Origin of the sequence: Nonomuraea sp. NPDC049504, assembly GCF_040676845.1 — a bacterium.
Lineage (GTDB): Bacteria > Actinomycetota > Actinomycetes > Streptosporangiales > Streptosporangiaceae > Nonomuraea > Nonomuraea salmonea.
In genome coordinates this window covers 53,857-71,763 of the sequence record NZ_JBFAPT010000002.1, presented here as the reverse complement: position 1 = coordinate 71,763, position 17,907 = coordinate 53,857, and the positions used below count along the sequence as shown (strand labels likewise).

General features: G+C 70.8%; 19 protein-coding genes. 8 read left to right on the top strand and 11 right to left on the bottom strand.

Annotation, left to right across the window (positions count from 1 at the left end):
- Positions 1 to 27: 27 nt before the first annotated feature.
- Positions 28 to 798 carry a DeoR/GlpR family DNA-binding transcription regulator gene (locus AB0K28_RS03705; RefSeq protein WP_345395795.1) on the bottom strand — a complete coding sequence of 257 codons (771 nt, stop codon included), beginning with the start codon at positions 796 to 798 and terminating at the stop codon, positions 28 to 30.
- Positions 799 to 928: 130 nt separating this feature from the next.
- On the opposite strand from AB0K28_RS03705, the gene AB0K28_RS03700 reads away from it, so the two are divergent.
- The 4 genes from AB0K28_RS03700 to AB0K28_RS03685 are packed head-to-tail and all read left to right on the top strand — an operon-like array spanning position 929 to position 4,675.
- Positions 929 to 1,801 carry a sugar isomerase gene (locus AB0K28_RS03700; RefSeq protein WP_364364656.1) on the top strand — a complete coding sequence of 291 codons (873 nt, stop codon included), beginning with the start codon at positions 929 to 931 and terminating at the stop codon, positions 1,799 to 1,801.
- Positions 1,798 to 2,934, top strand: a complete 1,137-nt coding sequence (nagA, locus tag AB0K28_RS03695) for an N-acetylglucosamine-6-phosphate deacetylase (RefSeq protein WP_364364653.1) — start codon at positions 1,798 to 1,800, stop codon at positions 2,932 to 2,934. The genes AB0K28_RS03700 and nagA overlap by 4 nt, the downstream gene beginning before the upstream one ends.
- On the top strand, positions 2,931 to 3,836 hold the full coding sequence (locus AB0K28_RS03690; RefSeq protein WP_364364650.1) for a 1-phosphofructokinase family hexose kinase: 906 nt from the start codon (positions 2,931 to 2,933) through the stop codon (positions 3,834 to 3,836). Before nagA ends, AB0K28_RS03690 begins: the two co-directional genes overlap by 4 nt.
- 11 nt (positions 3,837 to 3,847) lie before the next feature.
- Positions 3,848 to 4,675 (top strand): class II fructose-bisphosphate aldolase, encoded by an 828-nt coding sequence (locus AB0K28_RS03685; protein WP_364364647.1) that lies wholly within the window; start codon positions 3,848 to 3,850, stop codon positions 4,673 to 4,675.
- On the opposite strand, the gene AB0K28_RS03680 is transcribed toward AB0K28_RS03685, so the two are convergent.
- The 4 genes from AB0K28_RS03680 to guaB all read right to left on the bottom strand — a co-directional run bounded on the left by AB0K28_RS03680 (position 4,662) and on the right by guaB (position 8,175).
- A complete protein-coding gene (locus AB0K28_RS03680; RefSeq protein WP_364364644.1) occupies positions 4,662 to 5,102 on the bottom strand; it encodes a phosphotransferase in 441 nt (146 codons plus the stop codon). The genes AB0K28_RS03685 and AB0K28_RS03680 overlap by 14 nt on opposite strands.
- 173 nt (positions 5,103 to 5,275) lie before the next feature.
- Positions 5,276 to 5,521: a hypothetical protein gene (locus AB0K28_RS03675; protein WP_345395777.1), complete on the bottom strand. Its 246-nt coding sequence runs from the start codon at positions 5,519 to 5,521 to the stop codon at positions 5,276 to 5,278.
- Between the two features lie 46 nt (positions 5,522 to 5,567).
- Complete coding sequence (locus AB0K28_RS03670; RefSeq protein WP_364364641.1) at positions 5,568 to 6,689, bottom strand: GuaB3 family IMP dehydrogenase-related protein; 1,122 nt, start codon at positions 6,687 to 6,689, stop codon at positions 5,568 to 5,570.
- 4 nt (positions 6,690 to 6,693) lie between these two features.
- Positions 6,694 to 8,175: an IMP dehydrogenase gene (gene guaB / locus AB0K28_RS03665; RefSeq protein WP_364364638.1), complete on the bottom strand. Its 1,482-nt coding sequence runs from the start codon at positions 8,173 to 8,175 to the stop codon at positions 6,694 to 6,696.
- A 504-nt stretch (positions 8,176 to 8,679) separates the two neighbouring features.
- Between guaB and AB0K28_RS03660 the strand changes: the two genes are divergently transcribed.
- Both AB0K28_RS03660 and AB0K28_RS03655 read left to right on the top strand, forming a co-directional pair.
- Positions 8,680 to 9,696, top strand: coding sequence for a LuxR C-terminal-related transcriptional regulator (locus tag AB0K28_RS03660; RefSeq protein WP_364364635.1), 1,017 nt, complete (start codon positions 8,680 to 8,682; stop codon positions 9,694 to 9,696).
- A gap of 39 nt (positions 9,697 to 9,735) precedes the next feature.
- Positions 9,736 to 10,113, top strand: coding sequence for a DUF5319 domain-containing protein (locus AB0K28_RS03655; protein ID WP_355425493.1), 378 nt, complete (start codon positions 9,736 to 9,738; stop codon positions 10,111 to 10,113).
- On the opposite strand, the gene AB0K28_RS03650 is transcribed toward AB0K28_RS03655, so the two are convergent.
- The 5 genes from AB0K28_RS03650 to groES all read right to left on the bottom strand — a co-directional run bounded on the left by AB0K28_RS03650 (position 10,074) and on the right by groES (position 13,936).
- Positions 10,074 to 10,226 carry a hypothetical protein gene (locus AB0K28_RS03650; RefSeq protein ID WP_345395765.1) on the bottom strand — a complete coding sequence of 51 codons (153 nt, stop codon included), beginning with the start codon at positions 10,224 to 10,226 and terminating at the stop codon, positions 10,074 to 10,076. The genes AB0K28_RS03655 and AB0K28_RS03650 overlap by 40 nt on opposite strands.
- Positions 10,223 to 10,858, bottom strand: coding sequence for a sigma-70 family RNA polymerase sigma factor (locus tag AB0K28_RS03645; protein ID WP_132334441.1), 636 nt, complete (start codon positions 10,856 to 10,858; stop codon positions 10,223 to 10,225). The genes AB0K28_RS03650 and AB0K28_RS03645 overlap by 4 nt, the downstream gene beginning before the upstream one ends.
- A gap of 310 nt (positions 10,859 to 11,168) precedes the next feature.
- Positions 11,169 to 11,768, bottom strand: a complete 600-nt coding sequence (locus AB0K28_RS03640; protein ID WP_364364631.1) for a hypothetical protein — start codon at positions 11,766 to 11,768, stop codon at positions 11,169 to 11,171.
- 160 nt (positions 11,769 to 11,928) lie between these two features.
- Positions 11,929 to 13,548, bottom strand: coding sequence for a chaperonin GroEL (gene groL / locus AB0K28_RS03635; protein WP_345395756.1), 1,620 nt, complete (start codon positions 13,546 to 13,548; stop codon positions 11,929 to 11,931).
- 73 nt (positions 13,549 to 13,621) lie between these two features.
- Positions 13,622 to 13,936: a co-chaperone GroES gene (gene groES / locus AB0K28_RS03630; protein WP_219545199.1), complete on the bottom strand. Its 315-nt coding sequence runs from the start codon at positions 13,934 to 13,936 to the stop codon at positions 13,622 to 13,624.
- A 380-nt stretch (positions 13,937 to 14,316) separates the two neighbouring features.
- Here groES and AB0K28_RS03625 point away from each other — a divergent pair, with 380 nt between their 5' ends.
- Positions 14,317 to 15,564 carry a methyltransferase domain-containing protein gene (locus tag AB0K28_RS03625; protein WP_364364628.1) on the top strand — a complete coding sequence of 416 codons (1,248 nt, stop codon included), beginning with the start codon at positions 14,317 to 14,319 and terminating at the stop codon, positions 15,562 to 15,564.
- Between the two features lie 194 nt (positions 15,565 to 15,758).
- On the top strand, positions 15,759 to 17,600 hold the full coding sequence (locus AB0K28_RS03620) for a hypothetical protein (protein ID WP_364364625.1): 1,842 nt from the start codon (positions 15,759 to 15,761) through the stop codon (positions 17,598 to 17,600).
- Positions 17,601 to 17,646: 46 nt separating this feature from the next.
- Here the strand turns inward: AB0K28_RS03620 and AB0K28_RS03615 are convergent.
- On the bottom strand, positions 17,647 to 17,907 hold a 261-nt coding region (locus AB0K28_RS03615), incomplete at its 5' end, for a hypothetical protein (RefSeq protein ID WP_364364623.1).

Here is a 17,907-nt window from a genome sequence, read left to right as displayed (position 1 = left end):
TGTAACGCCTTCTGCGGGGGCGCGCTCTCAGGCGCGGACGACCTTGACCCCGGCCTCGGTGAGCCGGCCGGCCAGCTCGTCGCTGAGCCTGGCGTCGGTGACGAGCGTGTCGATCTGGTCGATCGGGCAGATGCGGGAGAACGCCCGCCTGCCGACCTTGGAGGAGTCGGCCACCACCACGACCTGGGCGGCCCTGCTGATCAGCAGGTGGTTGACGCTGGCCTCGCCCTCGTGGTGGGCGGAGGCGCCCAGCTCGACGTCGAGCGCGTCCACGCCGAGGAAGGCGACGTCGAGCGTGACCTGTTCGAGCACGCCCGAGGCCAGCGGGCCGATCAGCTCGTACGACTGCGGCCTGGCCACCCCGCCGGTCACCACGATCTTGACGTGCCTGCGCACGGTGAGCTCGGAGGCGATGTTGAGCGCGTTGGTGACGATGGTGAAGCCGCTCTCCAGCGTGGCCATGGTGGCCAGCGTGCGGGCCAGCTCGGAGGTGGTGGTGCCGCCGTTGAGCCCGACCACGGCGCCGGGCGAGACCAGCTCGGCCGCCGCCGCGGCGATGCGGTGCTTCTCGTCGGCGTGCCGCGCGGTCTTGTAGCGCAGCGGCAGGTCGTAGCTGACGCTCTGGGAGACCGCGCCGCCGCGCGTGCGCATGAGCATCTGCTGCTGGGCGAGCTGGTCGAAGTCCCGCCTGATGGTGGCGGTGGAGACGTCGAGCGCCTGCGCTGCCTCTTCCACCGACAGCCTGCCTTCCTGCGCGAGCAGCTCCAGGATGGCATTCCAGCGGTCGTAGCGGGACACGGCGGACTCCCTAGGTGATGAGGTCAGGAGCAAGCGTGGCACAACCTGGGACTCCAGAGCTACCAATGTTCATTTATGCTCTGTTCTGGTATAAAAACCGCAGAAACAATCAATCATGGGGAGGTAAGTGGTGACCACCCACACCGAAGCCGAGATCGCGTCCCAGCCGTCGTGCTGGCAGCGCGCCGTCGCGAACGTCCCCGCCGGCGCGCTCCCCGCACGAGGTGAGCGGGTCGCCGTCGTCGGCTGTGGTACGTCGTGGTTCATCGCGATGGCGTACGCGGTGCTGCGCGAGCGTGCCGGGCACGGCGAGACCGACGCGTTCGCCGCCTCCGAGTTCCCCGAGGGCCGCGGCTACGACCGCGTGCTCGCGCTGACCCGCTCCGGCACCACGACCGAGGTGCTCGACCTGCTCGGCAGGACCGGGACCAGGACCACCGCCATCACGGCCGACCCCGAGACGCCGATCAGGGACACCGCGCAGGACCTGATCGTGCTCGACTACGCCGACGAGCGGTCCGTCGTGCAGACCAGGTTCGCCACGACCCAGCTCGCCATGCTCCGCGCCAGCCTCGGCGAGGACCTCACCCAGGCGATCGCCGACGCCGAGCGGGCGGTCGCCGAGCCGCTGCCCGACGCGCTGGTCGCCGCCGAGCAGTTCAGCTTCCTCGGCGCCGGCTGGTCGGTCGGGCTCGCCCAGGAGGCGGCGCTGAAGATGCGCGAGGCGTCCAGGTCGTGGACGGAGGCGTACCCGGCGATGGAATACCGCCACGGCCCGATCAGCATCGCGGGGCCTGGCCGCGTGACGTGGATGCTCGGCACCGCTCCCGAGGGCCTGCGCGCCCAGGTGGAGGCGACCGGCGGCACGTTCGTGGAGACCGGGCTCGACCCGATGGCCGAGCTGATCCGCGCCCAGCGGGTCGCGGTGGCGCGGGCCTTCGCCCGCGGGCTCAACCCCGACGAGCCCATGCACCTCACGCGATCTGTGATCCTTTCTTCATGAGCCTTACTCTTGCCGACGCCAGGATCGTGACGCCCGAGGGAGTTCACGAGGGGTGGCTGACCATCGAAGACGGCCGCGTCACGCACGTCGGCCACGGCGCCGCCCCTGGGCCCGGCCTGCGGCTGGGCGGACGTCACGTGGTCCCCGGGTTCGTGGACGTGCACAACCACGGGGGCGCGGGCGGCTCCTTCCCCACCGGCGAGCAGGACAAGGCACGTGACGCCGTGGCGCTGCACCGGCGCCACGGCACCACCACGATGGTGGGCAGCCTGGTCACCGACATGCTCGACGGCGTGAGCAGGGCGGCCGCCGCGCTGGCGGAGCTGTGCGAGGAGGGCCTGCTGGCCGGCGTGCACTTCGAGGGCCCCTACATCGCCAAGGCCCGCTGCGGCGCGCACGACCCGGCCTTGCTGCGCGAGCCGTCGCCGCAGGAGTTCGCCGGGCTGGTCAAGGCCGCGCGCGGGCACGCCCGCATGGTGACGATCGCGGCCGAGCTGCCCGGCGCGCTCGACACGATCAGGATGGCCGCCGCCGAGGGCGTCATCGCCGCCATCGGCCACAGCGACGCCGACTACGAGCAGACCATCGCCGGCATCGAGGCGGGCGCCACCGTGGCCACCCACCTCTACAACGCGATGCCGCCGCTCGGCCACCGCGCGCCCGGCCCGATCGCGGCGCTGCTCGACGACGAGCGGGTGACGGTCGAGCTGATCAACGACGGGGTGCACGTCCACGCGGCCATGCTGCGGCTGGCGTACGAGGTGGCCGGGCCAGGACGCACGATGCTCATCACCGACGCGATGTCCGCCACCGGGCTCGGCGACGGCGACTACGTGCTCGGCCCCATGAAGGTGCACGTGCGCGACGGCGTGGCCAGGCTGGCCGAGGGCGGCTCGATCGCCGGCTCGACGCTCACCATGGACGTCGCCTTCCGCCGCGCGGTCCAGGAGCTGGGCCTGTCGCTGCCGGACGCCGTCCAGGTGACCTCGCTGACCCCCGCCCGCGTGCTCGGCCTCGCCGACCGCATCGGCTCGATCGCCGTCGGCAAGGCCGCCGACCTGGTCGTGCTCTCCGACTCCCTGCAAGTGGACGGCGTGCTGAAGGACGGCGTCTGGATCACGGAGCCTTCATGATCGTCACGGTGACCCTCAACCTCGCCCTCGACACCACCTACCGGGTGCCGGGCGCCGACTGGGACGGCGTCAACCGCGTCGCCGCCGTGCACCGGCGGGCCGGGGGCAAGGGCGTGAACGTCGCCAGGGTGCTGCGCGCACTCGGCCGCGACGTGCTGGTCACCGGCCTGGCCGGGGGCGCCACCGGCCAGGCGATCGCCGACGATCTGCGGGCCGTCGGTCTCCCCCACGACCTCCACCCCGTGACCGCCGAATCGCGGACCACCCTCGCCGTCACCGACCCGGACGCGGGCCGTACGGCGCTGTTCAACGAGCCAGGGCCCGAAGTGAGCGCCGCCGAGCTGGCCGGCTTCACCCGCCGCTACGAGTCGCTGCTGGCGGGTGCCGACGCGGTCGTGCTGTCCGGCAGCCTGCCGCGCGGCGTCCCCGCCGACGCCTACGCCACGCTCGCCGCCATCGCCGCCTCCCTGGGCGTGCCCGCCATCGTGGACGCCGACGGCGAGCCGCTGCGCCACGCGCCCAAGGGCCGTCCTTCCATCGTCAAGCCCAACGCCGAAGAGCTGGCCAGAGCCGTGCCGGGCGATCCGGCCGAGGGTGCCCAGGCCCTGCGCGGACAGGGCGCGGAGGCGGTGGTCGTGTCCATGGGCGCCGACGGGCTGCTCGCCGTCACCGGCGAGGGAACCTTCCGCGCGCGCATGCCGTACGCCGTGCGCGGCAACCCCACGGGGGCCGGTGACTCGCTCGTCGCCGGGCTGGCGCTGGGCCTGGTCGAGCGCGAGCCGTGGCCGGAGCGCCTGCGCCGCGCCGCCGCCCTGGGCGCCGCCGCCGTCGCCACGCCCGTCGCCGGCGAGATCGACCCCGGCGTGTACGCCGACATCCACCCCCAGATCACCATCAGCTGAAGGAGCCCGCCATGCCCCTCACCCCCATCGGCGACATCGTCCGTCGGTCACCCGCAGGAGTGGGCGCGTTCAACGTGATCCAGCTGGAGCACGCCACCGCCATCGTCGCCGGCGCCGAGGCGCTCGGCCTGCCCGTCGTCCTGCAGATCAGCGAGAACTGCGTGCGCTACCACGGCGCGCTGGAGCCCATCGCGCTGGCCGCGCTCGCCGTCGCCCGGCGCGCCGAGGTGCCGGTCGCCGTGCACCTCGACCACGCCACCGACCGCGCGCTCGTCGAGGAGGCCGTCGGGCTGGGCCTCGGCTCGGTCATGTACGACGCCTCCGCGCTGCCCGACGAGGAGAACGTCGCGAGCACGGCCGAGGTCGCCGCCTGGTGCCACGAGCGCGGCGTGTGGGTGGAGGCCGAGCTGGGCGAGGTCGGGGGCAAGGACGGCGTGCACGCGCCCGGGGCGCGCACCAAGCCGCACGAGGCCGTCGACTACGTGACGCGGACCGGCGTGGACGCGCTGGCCGTGGCCGTCGGCACCTCCCACGCCATGACGACCAAGGACGCGGTGCTCGACCTGGAGCTGATCGCCGAGCTGCGGGCCGCCGTACCGGTGCCGCTGGTGCTGCACGGCTCCTCCGGGGTGCCGGACGACGTGCTGCGCGAGGCCGTACAGCGGGGCATGAAGAAGATCAACATCGCGACCCACCTGAACAAGGCGTTCACCGGGGCCGTCCGCGACTACCTGGCCCACGACGAGCGCGTGGTGGACTCCCGCAAATACCTCAAGGCGGGCCGCGACGCCGTGGCCCGCGAAGTCTCGCACCTGCTCGGCGTGCTCACAGGCGGGTGAGGACCCGCTCCACCTGACGCTCGAACGTGCCCGGCGGGTTGCGGGGACTCTCGTGCGAGAGCAGGAAGAGCCACATCAGCGCGTGCAGCCTCCTGCACTCCCGCATCCGCCGCTCCTCCTGCGGGCTCAGCTCGACGGCCGCCGCGATGTCCACATCGCCGTCCACCCACGTGGACACGTGCTCCACGACCTCGGACAGCTCGTACGCCCGGTCGCTGCGGCCTGACTCCTCAAAGTCGACGACGCGGACGCGGTCGCCGTCCCACAGGAAGTTGGCCAGGTTGCCGTCACCGGCCCCGAAGACGGGCGTGACGCCCTCCTGCCCCGGCTGCCAGCCCTCCAGCCACCGCAGCCCCTCCTTGACCGCCAGGTCCGCCCTGGCGCCCCTGGACCGCCATTCCGCGCACCTGCGCCCGACCCACTCCACGACGTCCTCCCGCTGATAGGGACGTACGGGGACGCCTTCCCGGCGCGGCCAGCAGGGTCAGCGCCCGCCACTCCCGATCGCCCGCGCCCGGCTCGGTCGCGAGGTGCCGCTTGACGACCCGATCGCCCTCGTACGACAGGGCGTGGGTGTGCGTCAGATCAGCCATCCGGGGGTCAGGGCTCGACCGACAGGCGGCGCTGCATGTTCTCCACGGCCTTCTTGGCGTGCACCAGCGAGGCCCCGGTCTCCTTGCGGTAGATCGCGATGGCCTTGACCAGCTTGCCGTTGCGCAACGCCTCGTGGAACTCCGGCGGCAGCCGCAGCCCGCCGGAGTCGTCGAGCTGGATGCCCAGGTAACGCTGGAGCGAGGCCACCTGCTGTTCGAGCCGTTTGACCCGGTCTTCGAGCGATTCGTCCATGGACAGGGACTCTAGCGGTGGCCCCGCGCGTGCGCCTTGAGGAGGATCAGCGCTGGATCGGCGCCACCACGACCTCGACCCGCTGGAACTCCTTGATGTCGGAGTAGCCGGTGGAGGCCATGGTGCGCTTGAGCGCGCCCATGAGGTTCATCGACCCGTCGGCCACGCTGGACGGCCCGTGCAGGATCTGCTCCAGCGTGCCCACCGTCCCGAACTCGACCCGGCGCCCGCGCGGCAGGTCGGGGTGGTGTGCCTCGGAGCCCCAGTGGAAGCCGTGGCCGGGCGCCTCGGCGGCGCGGGCCAGCGGCGAGCCCACCATGACCGCGTCGGCCCCGCAGGCGATGGCCTTGGCGATGTCGCCGGAGGTGCCCATGCCGCCGTCGGCGATGACGTGCACGTAGCGGCCGCCGGACTCGTCCATGTAGTCGCGCCGGGCCGCCGCCACGTCGGAGATCGCGGTCGCCATCGGCACCGCGACGCCGAGCACGTTGCGGGTGGTGTGGGAGGCGCCGCCGCCGAAGCCGACCAGCACGCCGGCCGCGCCGGTGCGCATGAGGTGGAGCGCGGCGGTGTGGGTGGCGCAGCCGCCCACGATGACCGGCACGTCGAGCTCGTAGATGAACTGCTTGAGGTTGAGCGGCTCGGCCCGCCCCGAGACGTGCTCGGCGGAGACGGTGGTGCCGCGGATGACGAAGATGTCGACGCCCGCGTCGATCACGGCCTTGTGGTACTGCACCGTGCGCTGCGGCGACAGGCGGACGGCCGCGGTCACCCCGGACGCGCGGATCTCCTCGATCCTGCGGCCGATCAGCTCCTCCTGGATCGGCGCGGCGTAGATCTCCTGCAGCCGCCTGGTGGCCGCCTCCTGGTCGAGGGCGGCGCACTCCTCCAGCAGCGGCAGCGGGTCCTCATAACGGGTCCACAGCCCTTCGAGGTCGAGCGGGGCGAGGCCGCCGAGCCGGCCGATCTCGATGGCGGTGGCCGGCGAGACCACGCTGTCCATGGGAGCGACGACCACGGGCAGCTCGAACCGGTAGGCGTCGATCTGCCAGGCGATCGACACCTCCTCCGGGTCGCGGGTGCGCCGCGAGGGCACCAGGCCGATCTCGTCGAGCGAGTACGCCCTCCGCCCGGTCTTGCCCCGGCCGATCTCCACCTGCTGAGTCATGAACTTACCTTCTGTGATAGTTCGGAGCTTCCACGGTCATCTGGATGTCGTGGGGGTGGCTCTCCTTGAGCCCCGCCGCCGTGATCGGCATGAGCTCGCAGTCGGTGTGCATCTGCTCGATCGTGCGGCAGCCGGCGTACCACATGCCCTGGCGCAACCCGCCGACGAGCTGGTGGGCGACCGCGGCGACCGGGCCGCGGTAGGGGACCTGGCCCTCGATGCCCTCGGGGATGTACTTGTCCTCGCCGCCGGACTCGGCCTGCGCGTAGCGGTCCTTGCTGTAGGAGGTGCCGCCGCGCTCGCGGTTGCGTACGGCGCCGAGCGACCCCATGCCCCGGTAGGACTTGAACTGCTTGCCGTTTATGAAGATCAGCTCACCGGGCGACTCCTCGCAGCCGGCGAGCAGCGAGCCCAGCATGACCGTGTCGGCGCCCGCGGCGATGGCCTTGACGATGTCGCCGGAGTATTGGAGGCCGCCGTCGCCGATGACCGGCACCCCGGCGGGCACGCACGCCTTCGACGCCTCGTAGATGGCGGTGACCTGCGGCGCGCCGACCCCGGCCACGACGCGGGTGGTGCAGATGGAGCCGGGGCCCACGCCGACCTTGACGGCGTCGGCGCCCGCCTCGACCAGCATCTGGGCGCCCGCCCTGGTGGCGATGTTGCCGCCGATGACCTCGACGCCGCTGTTGGCCTTGACCTTGGCGATCATGTCGGCGAGGCCCTTGGAGTGGCCGTGCGCGACGTCGACGATGATCACGTCGACGCCGGCGTCGATGAGCGCCTTGGCCCGCTCCTCCGCGTCGCCGCCGACGCCCACCGCGGCGCCGACCAGCAGGCGGCCGTCGGCGTCTTTGGTGGACAGCGGGTATTGCTCGCTCTTGGTGAAGTCTTTGACGGTGATCAGCCCGCGCAGCCGGCCGTCAGCGTCGACGAGCGGCAGCTTCTCGATCTTGTTGTGCCGCAGCAGCGTGAACGCCTCGTCGCGGGAGACCCCGACGGGCGCGGTGACCAGCGGCATCTTCGTCATGACCTCGCGCACGGGGCGCGTCTGGTCGGTCTCGAAGCGCATGTCACGGTTGGTCACGATGCCGACGAGCTTGCCCGCCACGTCGGTCACCGGCACACCGGAGATGCGGTAGGTGGCGCACAGCCGCTCGACGTCGGCGAGCGTGTCGTCGGGGCTGCAGGTCACCGGGTTGGTGACCATGCCGGCCTCGGACCGCTTGACGAGATCGACCTGCTGGGCCTGCTCCTCGACCGCCAGGTTGCGGTGCAGGATGCCGATGCCGCCCTGGCGCGCCATGGCGACCGCCATGCGGGCCTCGGTCACGGTGTCCATGGCCGCGGAGACCAGCGGGATCGACAGCGTGATGCCCCGTGACAGGCGTGATCGGGTGTCGGCCTCGCCTGGTTGGAGATCTGAATAGCCGGGCACCAGCAGCACGTCATCGAAGGTCAAACCCATTTCGGTGAACTTGGACATGCCGCGGCCCCCTCCTGCCTCGCACGCTGAATGGACTCAAGTCTAGGGCCTGCCTCCAAACGCATCGAGGCAGGGAGGCGGCCCGCGCGATTCGGCGTGAAATCGGCGGGGAATCGGTGGGATCCGGCGGGGATCCGGCGGGGAACGCACTGATGCCGGGAGGACGAAGGCCCCCACAGCCGTTCGTACTCCCGGCATCGGAAGTGCCCGGGGACGGGACGGTCGGTGATCCGTCCCGTCCCCGGGCCATCGGCATCCGGGCGAGGTGGCGCTCCGCACCACCGAACCCCCCTCCGCGTCCTGATGGCCGGCGCCGCCGCGCCCATCTCTGAATGCCGACGCTGGGTAAAGCGTGCGTTACGGAGCGGCGTATCGCAATGGGCAAACGTGCAACTGCACGAAGTTGCACATCCACCGGAACAACTCGCCGAAAGGGCGGGACAGGCGCCGATCGCGGAGTTATCCTCGCGGCACGCCCGTGTCCCCCCGCCGGAGCCGCCCAGCATGCGCGACGAGCCCCACACCGTGTCCGATCCCTTCGAGACGCTGGGTCTCGACTCGGCCCAAACCGCGCTTTACACGGCGGTGCTGCGCCTGCACAGGGCGACCCTCTCCGATCTGGCCCAGGCGATGGACGGCCCGGTCGACAAAGTAGGCCGCCAGCTCGACGACCTGGTCAAGCTGGGCGTCATCGACGAGCAGTCGGGCCAATACCTGGCCAGGCATCCCGCCGCCGCGCTCGGCCGGGTGATCGCGCAGCGCCTCGACCGGCTCGCCGAGGAGAGCCGCAGAATCGACTCGGCGCTCGGCTCCATCCGCGGCCTGATCCGCGACTACGACGCCGGGCGCGACTATCGCAGCGGCCCATTCATGGTGGAGATGGCGAGCGGCGCCGACATCCTCTACGAAAGCGTCGTCGGCATCGCGGTGCAGTCGCAGTCGCCGCCGATGCCTTTACTGACCGCGATTCCCGACGAACGCACGATGACCGATTTTGCGCGTAAATTCGCGGATCCCTGGATTGATGCGCAAAAACGAAACCTGCTGACCGTACGCGCCGTCGTCCCGGTCTTCACGCTGAGCGACCCCGGCGTACGCGACCAGCTGACCAACGTCATCGAGGCCGGCGGCGAGGTCCGCACGCTCGACCGGGTGCCGAGCTGGTTCATGACCGCCGGGTCCGAGACAGCCGGCCTGCCCGCCTGCTGGGGCGGCAACCTGCCCGACCACGCCTACAACTTCTACCTCGTCCGCACTCCCGTCATCGTCGGCGTGCTGAGCACCCTGTTCACGGAGCTGTGGGCCCGCGCGCAGCCCCTGCCGTGGGCGCCCAGGGCCGACGGCGTGCGCCAGGTGCTGCGCCTGGCCGCACAGGGCCTGTGCGACGACTCCATCGCCCGCCAGCTCGGCGTGTCCGTACGGACCGTGCGCGCCCGATGGGCCGACGCCATGACCGAGTTGGGCGCGCAATCCCGCTTCCGCGCAGGTGTGGAGGCCGCCAGGCGCGGGTGGCTGAGGTAATACTCACCGCGCGGGCCGCATCGGTCATATGGTGGGAAGGTGCTGGAAGACGTCCCCCGCGATCCGTTCGCGGACGACCCTAACGACCCTTCCTCAGCGATGGGCGCGCTCGACGATGCCGAGCCGCTCACGGCCGCCGAGCGCGACGAGGCCATCACCGACCTCGCCGACGTCGAGGTCTTCCGTTCCCTGCTCGAACCGCAGGGGGTGCTGGGGCTCGTACTCGACTGCCCGGAGTGTGGCGAGCAGCACTTCTTCGACTGGGATCTGCTGCGCGGCAACCTCAAGCAGATGATCGAGAAAGGCCAGCCACAGGTGCACGAGCCGGCCTTCCACCCTGACCCCGCCGACTACGTCAGCTGGGACTACGCCAGAGGCTACGTCGACGGCGTCATCGACACGGAGGAGCGCCGCTGAGTCACGTCATCCCGCAGCACGGCCAGCAGCCGCACCGCGGGATCGCCCGGATCGGGCATCTCTCCACGGCCGAGCGCGTCGAGCAGCGCGTCGGTCTCGTCCTCTGGCGTCAAGCGGACTCCAGCTCGGCCATCTGCCGCAGCCTGGCCAGCGCCCGATGCTGGGCGACGCGCACTGCACCCGGTGACATACCGAGTACATTACCGGTCTCCTCCGCCGAGAGCCCCGACACCACCCGCAGCAGCAGCAACTCCCGCTGGTTCTCGGGCAGACGGGCCAGCAGCCGCCTGGCGTGCTCGACCTCGATGTAGCGGACCACGGTCTCCTCGGGCCCCGGGCCGTCGTCGGGGCCGTCGGGCAGGTCCTGTGTCGGCACCGCCGACCGTACCGAGCTTCGTAGCGCATCGGCCACCTTGTGCGAGGCGATGCCGAACACGAACGACGCGAACGGCCGCCCCATGTCGCGGTATCGCGGCAGCGCGGACAACACCGCGATGCACACCTCCTGGGCGACGTCATCGGCAATGTGATATTGCCCTGAAACCCTGCCCAGCCGGGCGCGGCAATACCGCACCACCATCGGACGCAACTCGCCGAGCAGGGATTCGATCGCACTGCGATCCCCCTGTACGGCGAGGCTCGTCAGTTCCCTAAGGTCGGAGTCATCCGTCCGTGCCGGAAGTCTCGACGCGAGCCTTACCCCAATTTTGGCGTCGGCGACGCTTCCCTCGCTCACGATAGGCATGATGCCCGCACTGATCCGGCCTGTCGTCATGGCGAACGGCTACGGATTGGTCACATTGAAGCGACGATAACGAGCAGTAATCAGGCGACCACACTAAGCCTTAATACTGACATAATATTTCACCTGATAACCCGGAATGCACGACATTTGTCAGACCTCAGACGCTTATCGCCCACTCCCGGTTTACGACCAACAATCCACCTTTCCCCCCAATTTCCCCCATCGCCCGATAAGCCGCCCGCCCAGAACCGGCCCCCAAGCGTGGGCGCCCTCGGCCGAGTTCCCGCCGCGCCGCGCCGCGCGCGCTCCCTCAGTCGTCGCGCGCGTCCAGCAGCTCCAGGTAGCCCCGTACGGCCTCCCACAGGTGATGCTCGGGGTAGCGGCCCAGGCTCCGGTGCTCGCGCCGCCACCGCCGGTCCCAGTACGCCCCGTGCACCGCCCTGAGGTGCTCCAGCGCCGTCCGCAGCTCCGCCTCGACGTCGGCCACCCCGTTGCCGGCGGCCCCGCCCTCGGACGCCGCCCGCGCCTCGCCGAAGCGCCGCTCCGCCAGCGCCGCCAGCACGTCCTCCTCGATGCCGTCCAGCGACCAGATCCGCACCGGTTCCCTGACGTGATGGTTGGCCACCGGGTCCCGATGCGAGCGCCAGACGTAGGCCACCCCGCCCTTGTCCAGATCGAGGAAGTCGACCAGCCAGGCCGTCCCCGGCGGCTGCGTGCCCCACGCCACCTCCTCGGGTGGCAGGTTCAGCACGAACGCCACCTCCAAGCACTCGATCTCATCGGCCCCGCCGAGCAGGTCGCCGAACACGTACGCCGCCCGCAGGAACGGCTCGTCCGCCCGCACCCGCCGCGTCTGCTCGCACGCCCGCGCGAGCATCCGCAACCGCTCCACCGCCCGCCGGTACCGCACGCCCCCGGCCACCTCCTCACACCGACCGCCGCCCAGCGTACGTGCCCACCCCAGCCGCACGCCGACCCCAGGCACCGCCAAGCCGTACAGACGCAGGAAAGCCGTACGGCCCGCACCCTGAGCGGGTGCGGGCCGTACGGTCAGCGGAAGGAAGGGACGGTCAGTGGCCGTGGCCGTGACCGTGACCCGCGCCGGCGGCGGGCGCCTCCTCCTCGGGCTTGTCCACCACGAGCGCCTCGGTCGTGAGCAGCATGCCCGCGATCGAAGCGGCGTTCTGGACGGCCGAGCGGGTGACCTTGACCGGGTCGATGACGCCCTGGCCGATGAGGTCGCCGTATTCGCCGGTCGCGGCGTTGAGGCCGTGACCGGCCTCCAGCTCGGCGACCTTGTGCGTCACGACGTAGCCCTCGAGGCCGGCGTTCTCGGCGATCCAGCGGGCCGGCTCGACCAGCGCGCGGCGCACGATGCCGACACCGGTCGCCTCGTCGCCCGACAGACCGAGGTCATCGAGGTCCTTGGAGACGTGGATCAGCGCGGAGCCACCGCCGGAGACGATGCCCTCCTCGATCGCGGCGCGCGTCGCGGAGATCGCGTCCTCGAGACGGTGCTTCTTCTCCTTCAGCTCGACCTCGGTGGCGGCGCCGACGCGCAGCACGCACACACCGCCGGCCAGCTTGGCCAGCCGCTCCTGCAGCTTTTCGCGGTCCCAGTCGGAGTCGGACTGCTCGATGGCAATCTTGATCTCCTTGACGCGGTCCTCGATGGCCTGCGCGTCACCGGCGCCGTCGACGATGGTCGTGGCGTCCTTGGTGACGACGACGCGGCGGGCCGTGCCGAGCACCTCGAGACCGACGTGCTCCAGCTTGAGGCCGACCTCCTCGCTGACGACCTGGCCGCCGGTGAGGATGGCCATGTCCTGCAGCATCGCCTTGCGGCGGTCGCCGAAGCCGGGGGCCTTGACGGCCACCGAGGTGAAGGTGCCGCGGATCTTGTTGGTGACCAGGACGGCCAGGGCCTCGCCCTCGACGTCCTCGGCGACCACGAGCAGCGGCTTCTTCGTCTGGGCGATCTTCTCCAGCAGCGGCAGGAAGTCCGCGATGGAGGAGATCTTGCCCTGGGTGAGCAGGATGTAGGCGTCCTCGAGGACGGACTCCATGCGCTCGGGGTCGGTGACCATGTAGGCCGACAGGTAGCCCTTGTCGAACTGCATGCCCTCGGTGAACTCGAGCTCCATGCCCATGGCGTTGGACTCTTCGACGGTGAGCACACCGTCCTTGCCCACCTTGTCGAACGCCTCGGCGATCAGGTCACCGATCTGCGCGTCCTGCGCGGAGATCGTGGCGACGTTGGCGATCTCCTTCTTGTCGGCCACCTCGCGGGCGGTCGACAGCAGGCGGTCGCTGACGGCCTTGGCGGCCTTGTCGATGCCGCGCTTGAGCGACAGCGGCGAGGCGCCGGCGGCGACGTTGCGCAGGCCCTCGCGGACCATGGCCTGGGCCAGGACGGTCGCGGTGGTGGTGCCGTCGCCCGCGATGTCGTTGGTCTTGGTCGCCACTTCCTTGGCGAGCTGGGCGCCGAGGTTCTCGTAGCGCTCCTCCAGCTCGATCTCACGAGCGATGGTCACACCGTCGTTCGTGATCGTCGGCGCACCGAACTTCTTGTCGATGACGACGTTACGGCCGCGCGGGCCGAGGGTTACCTTGACGGCGTCCGCGAGGGCGTTCACGCCGCGCTCGAGCGCGCGGCGGGCGTCCTCGTCGAACTCCAGGATCTTCGCCATTGTCTGAAAGTCCTCTCCTAGCGTCGAAAGCCCCGGCCGCCCTCAAGAGCGCCCGGGGCTCGACACATCCGGCCTACTTCTCGATGATCGCGAGAACGTCGCGGGCGGAGAGCACGAGGTACTCCTCGCCGCCGTACTTGACCTCGGTGCCGCCGTACTTGCTGTAGAGGACGATGTCGCCCTCCGAGACGTCGAGCGGAATCCGCTTCTCGCCGTCCTCGTCCCAGTTGCCCGGGCCCACCGCGAGGACCTTGCCCTCCTGCGGCTTCTCCTTGGCGGTGTCCGGGATGACCAGACCGGAAGCGGTGGTCTGCTCGGCCTCAAGCGGCTGAACCACAATGCGGTCGCCGAGCGGCTTAACGGGAACCTTGGTGGCGGTCGTCACGATCGGACCTCCCCTTCAGATTTGAATGATCTAGAAGAGGCGACCAGCTGGGCCTGCCGTCGCGGGTGTCAGACCTGCCTCGTCGCACGTTGGCACTCTCAAGGGGAGAGTGCCAACAGGAAACATATGCAAGAGGGGCTTGACAGTCAACACGAACGCGTCTGCTGAGAGCGATCAGAGCTCGGGAAGAGGCCGTTGACCTGGTCCAGTCTCCCACGTGCACGAATGTTCGCCCCACCGGCCACGCCGCTCCCGCCCGCTCGGACCACGACGCCGACCCGCCCCTACCCACCTGCACACCTCCTACCCGCACCACCTCGCACAGGTCTCCCCGCCCTTAGGACTCCCCCGAGGCGCGTCTCAGCGTCCTGAGGATGGCGGGCGTGGCGCTAACGTCGGGTGACGTGGACCTCGACGCCTTCACGGAGCTGCTGACCCCGCGCGGCCTGCGGGCGCTCGCCGAGGCGGGCGAGCTGGCGGGCGCCGATCCCGTGGCCGCCGCCACGACCCTGCGCAAGACGTACGACGCGGCGCTCACCTCCGCCGCGCTCACCCAGGCGGGGCTGCGGCAGCGGGCAAGGGCCAAGTTCGGCGCGGACGCCGACCGGATGTTCTTCACGCCGCACGGGCTCGAACAGGCCACCCGCACCGAGGTCGCCGCCCACCGCGCCGCCCTGCTGTCCACCCTGCTGCCCACCCAGGCGCCCGCCCTGCCGCCCGCCCTGCCGCCCGCCCTGCCGCCCTCCGGCGCCCGCGTCGTGGACGCCTGCTGCGGCATCGGGGGCGACCTGCTCGCGCTGGCCCGCGCCGGGTGCACGGTGACGGCGTTCGACACCGACCCGCTGACGGTGGCCGTGGCGCGGGCGAACGCGGAGGCGTTCGGGCTGGGCGAGCGGGTGACGATTCACGTGGGCGACGCGGCCGAGGTGCGTCCCGAGGAGTACGACGCGCTGTTCGCCGACCCGGCGCGGCGCACGGGCAGGGGCAGGACGTTCGACCCGATGGCGTACTCGCCGCCCTGGCCCGTGGTGCTCGACCTGATCTCACGCGCCCGGCTCGCCTGCCTCAAGGTGGCGCCGGGCATCCCGTACGAGTTCATCCCCGAGGGCGGGCTGGCCGAGTGGGTGTCGTACAAGGGGGAGGTCAAGGAGGCCACGCTGTGGACGGGCGCCGGCGTGACCGCGGGCAGGCGCGCGGCCCTGCTGCCCGGCGGGCACACGCTGACCGCCACCGGCGTCACGGCCGAGGTGGGCCCGCCAGGGCGCTACCTCTACGAGCCCGACGGCGCCGCCATCCGCGCGCACCTCGTCGGCGAGGTGGCCGAGTTGGTCGGCGGGCGGCTGATGGACCCGATGATCGCGTACGTCACGTCCGACGCCCCGGCGGACACCCCATGGGCCGCCAGATACGAAATAGAAGACATCATCCCCTTTTCTCTGAAAAAACTCCGCGCCGCACTCCGCGCCCGACAAATCGGCAATGTCACCATCAAGAAGCGCGGGTCCGCCGTCGACATCGAGCGCCTCCGTGCCGATTTGCGGCTCAGCGGGGAGAACACCATGGTCATCGCCCTGACCAGGATTCTCGACAAACCCTCGGTAATCCTCTGTAAGCCCTCCTCACCTGCCTGAATCGCCAAATTCGGCCATCGAATCGCTTTCCTCGATCTTTCACTTCAGCCCTGACGGACCTTGATCGAAAGGCTAAGGTGGGCGGGCGGGAGTTCTCCCCCTATTGCGGTTAACCGCGTTCTCGCTCTTCAGATATTGAACCGGACCTACCCGACCACTGCGCGGCAGTCCGTCGGCGAGCGAAGGAGCTTTCGGTGGACCATTCCAACCACACCACCCTTCTCCAATCGGGCGCGTACAACGCCGACGTCGTCCCCAAGAGGATGCGGGACCTGCTCGCCCGTGCCGCCCAGGACCACGTCTACGAGCAGCGCACCCAGGGCGCGGTGCTCGACGAGATCCGCCAGCGCCTGGAGGGCATGGAATGGCTGCTGCGGGAGGTCCGCGAGCGGGAGCTGGGCGGGCTGAGCGGGTCCATCGAGGCGGTGAGCGGGCGGCTCGACGAGATCTCCGCCAAGCCGCCGATGTGGGCGGAGGGCCTCGCGCAGCACGTCGAGGCCGTACGCGACCACGTGGACGCCGTGGGCGACAGGGTGAGCGGGGTGGACGCCAGAGTCTCCCCGATCACCGACCTGCCGAGCGTGTGGGCCGACCTCGGCACCGTGGGCGAGAGCGTCGACGAGGCGCTCAACCGGCTGCAGTCGGTGCTCGACACCACCGACGGCATCACCAAGGGCATGGCCGACTTCGCCGCCACCCTGGCGGGGCTCAACGCCAGCATGGAGGCCGCGGCCGGGCGCTTCACCCGGCTCGACCGGTCGATGGCGGAGCTGACGTCCCGCACCGACCGGGTCGAGGTGGCGGTCTCCGACCTGTCCGAGAGCCTCACCACCCGCCTCGACGACACCGACCAGCGCCTGACGACCCGCCTGGACGAGACCGACCAGCGCCTCACCACTCGGCTGGACGAGACCGACCAGCGGTTGAGCGCCCGTCTGGGCGAGACCGACCAGCGGCTCAGCACCCGGCTCGACGAGACCGACCAGCGGCTCGCCACGGCCCTGCTGGAGGCCGACGAGCGGCTCGTGGCCCGGCTCAAGGAGGCCGACGAGCAGGCCGGCGCCCGCCTGGCCGCCATCGAGCAGCGCCTGACCGTCCGCCTCGACGAGACCGACCAGCACCTCGCCGTGCAGCTCGGCGAGAGCGAGCAGCGCCTCACGTCCCGGCTCAGCGCCGTGGACGCCCGCCTCGAACGCGCCGAAGGCCGGCTCACCGGCCTCGACTCCCGGCTCACCGGGTTCGACAGCCGGCTGGAGTCGGCCGACGAGTGCCTGGCCGACATCGACACCAGGCTCGACGGCCTCGACGGGCGCATCGGCGGCGTCGACAAGCGGCTGTCGTCCATGGACGGCCAGCTCGGCGCCGTCGACAAGCGCCTCGGCACCCTCGACGGCCACCTCGGGCGGCACGACGACCGCTTCGACGCCCTCGACGTCCGCATGGACACCCGCTTCGCCTCGCTCGACGAACGCCTGCAGGCCACCGACCAGCGCGCCGCCGAGATCGCGACCCGCAACGAGGGCCGCTTCAACCGCCTCGACAGCCAGGTCGACGCCATCGACGAACGCCTGGTCGAGGCCGAGGAGCACATCAGCAGCCGCTTCGACTCGCTCGACGACCACTTCGGCGGCCTCGACAGCCGCTTCAACGGCCTCAACACCCACCTGAACGGCCTCGCCACCCGCGCCGAACAGGCCACAGAACACCTGGAGTCGGTCGACGACCGCATCGAAGCGGTCAACCGCCGCGTGGGCGACCTTCCCGACCTGACCGACCGGATGACCCAGCAGGTAGGCGAACTCCTCCAGACCCACGCAGGCCAACAGTCAGAACGCCTCGCCGCCGCCACAGAAGCCCTCAGCGAACTGGTCCGCTCCCGCCCCGACAGCGAGGAGATGACCGGCGCCGTCTCAGGCGTGGTAACAGAGGTCGTCCAGCCGGCCACGGACGAACTGACAAAGCGCCTGAGCGCGCTGGAGGAAACCATGCTCGCCCTAGCCGAAGCCCTCCTCCGCCCCACCCGCCCCAAGGACTGAGCAGATCGCTCCCGCCCGCCCCACGATCGGAGGCGGGCGGCCCCTGTCACCAAGGCACCTCTACCGCAAAGCCCGCGCACAGCCCAGGCCAGGCCACGAACGGCACAAACGGCCCCGCAGAACAACGCGGACAGGTGCCCCCTAAGGGCGAACGGCGCAGACAGGCGCGCGACGCGATGCGGTGCGGCGCGGTGCGGCGCGATGCGATGCGATGCGGCGCGATGCGATGCGATGCGGCGCGATGCGATGCGATGCGGCGCGATGCGATGCGATGCGGCGCGATGCGATGCGATGCGGCGCGATGCGA

Excerpts from the sequence above, each read along its gene's own strand:
- nagA (WP_364364653.1), top strand. The coding sequence starts at position 1,798 with ATGAGCCTTACTCTTGCCGACGCCAGGATCGTGACGCCCGAGGGAGTT.
- AB0K28_RS03690 (WP_364364650.1), top strand. The coding sequence starts at position 2,931 with ATGATCGTCACGGTGACCCTCAACCTCGCCCTCGACACCACCTACCGG.
- AB0K28_RS03685 (WP_364364647.1), top strand. The coding sequence starts at position 3,848 with ATGCCCCTCACCCCCATCGGCGACATCGTCCGTCGGTCACCCGCAGGA.
- AB0K28_RS03675 (WP_345395777.1), bottom strand. The coding sequence starts at position 5,521 with ATGGACGAATCGCTCGAAGACCGGGTCAAACGGCTCGAACAGCAGGTG.
- AB0K28_RS03670 (WP_364364641.1), bottom strand. The coding sequence starts at position 6,689 with ATGACTCAGCAGGTGGAGATCGGCCGGGGCAAGACCGGGCGGAGGGCG.
- guaB (WP_364364638.1), bottom strand. The coding sequence starts at position 8,175 with ATGTCCAAGTTCACCGAAATGGGTTTGACCTTCGATGACGTGCTGCTG.
- AB0K28_RS03660 (WP_364364635.1), top strand. The coding sequence starts at position 8,680 with ATGCGCGACGAGCCCCACACCGTGTCCGATCCCTTCGAGACGCTGGGT.
- AB0K28_RS03645 (WP_132334441.1), bottom strand. The coding sequence starts at position 10,858 with ATGCCTATCGTGAGCGAGGGAAGCGTCGCCGACGCCAAAATTGGGGTA.
- groL (WP_345395756.1), bottom strand. The coding sequence starts at position 13,548 with ATGGCGAAGATCCTGGAGTTCGACGAGGACGCCCGCCGCGCGCTCGAG.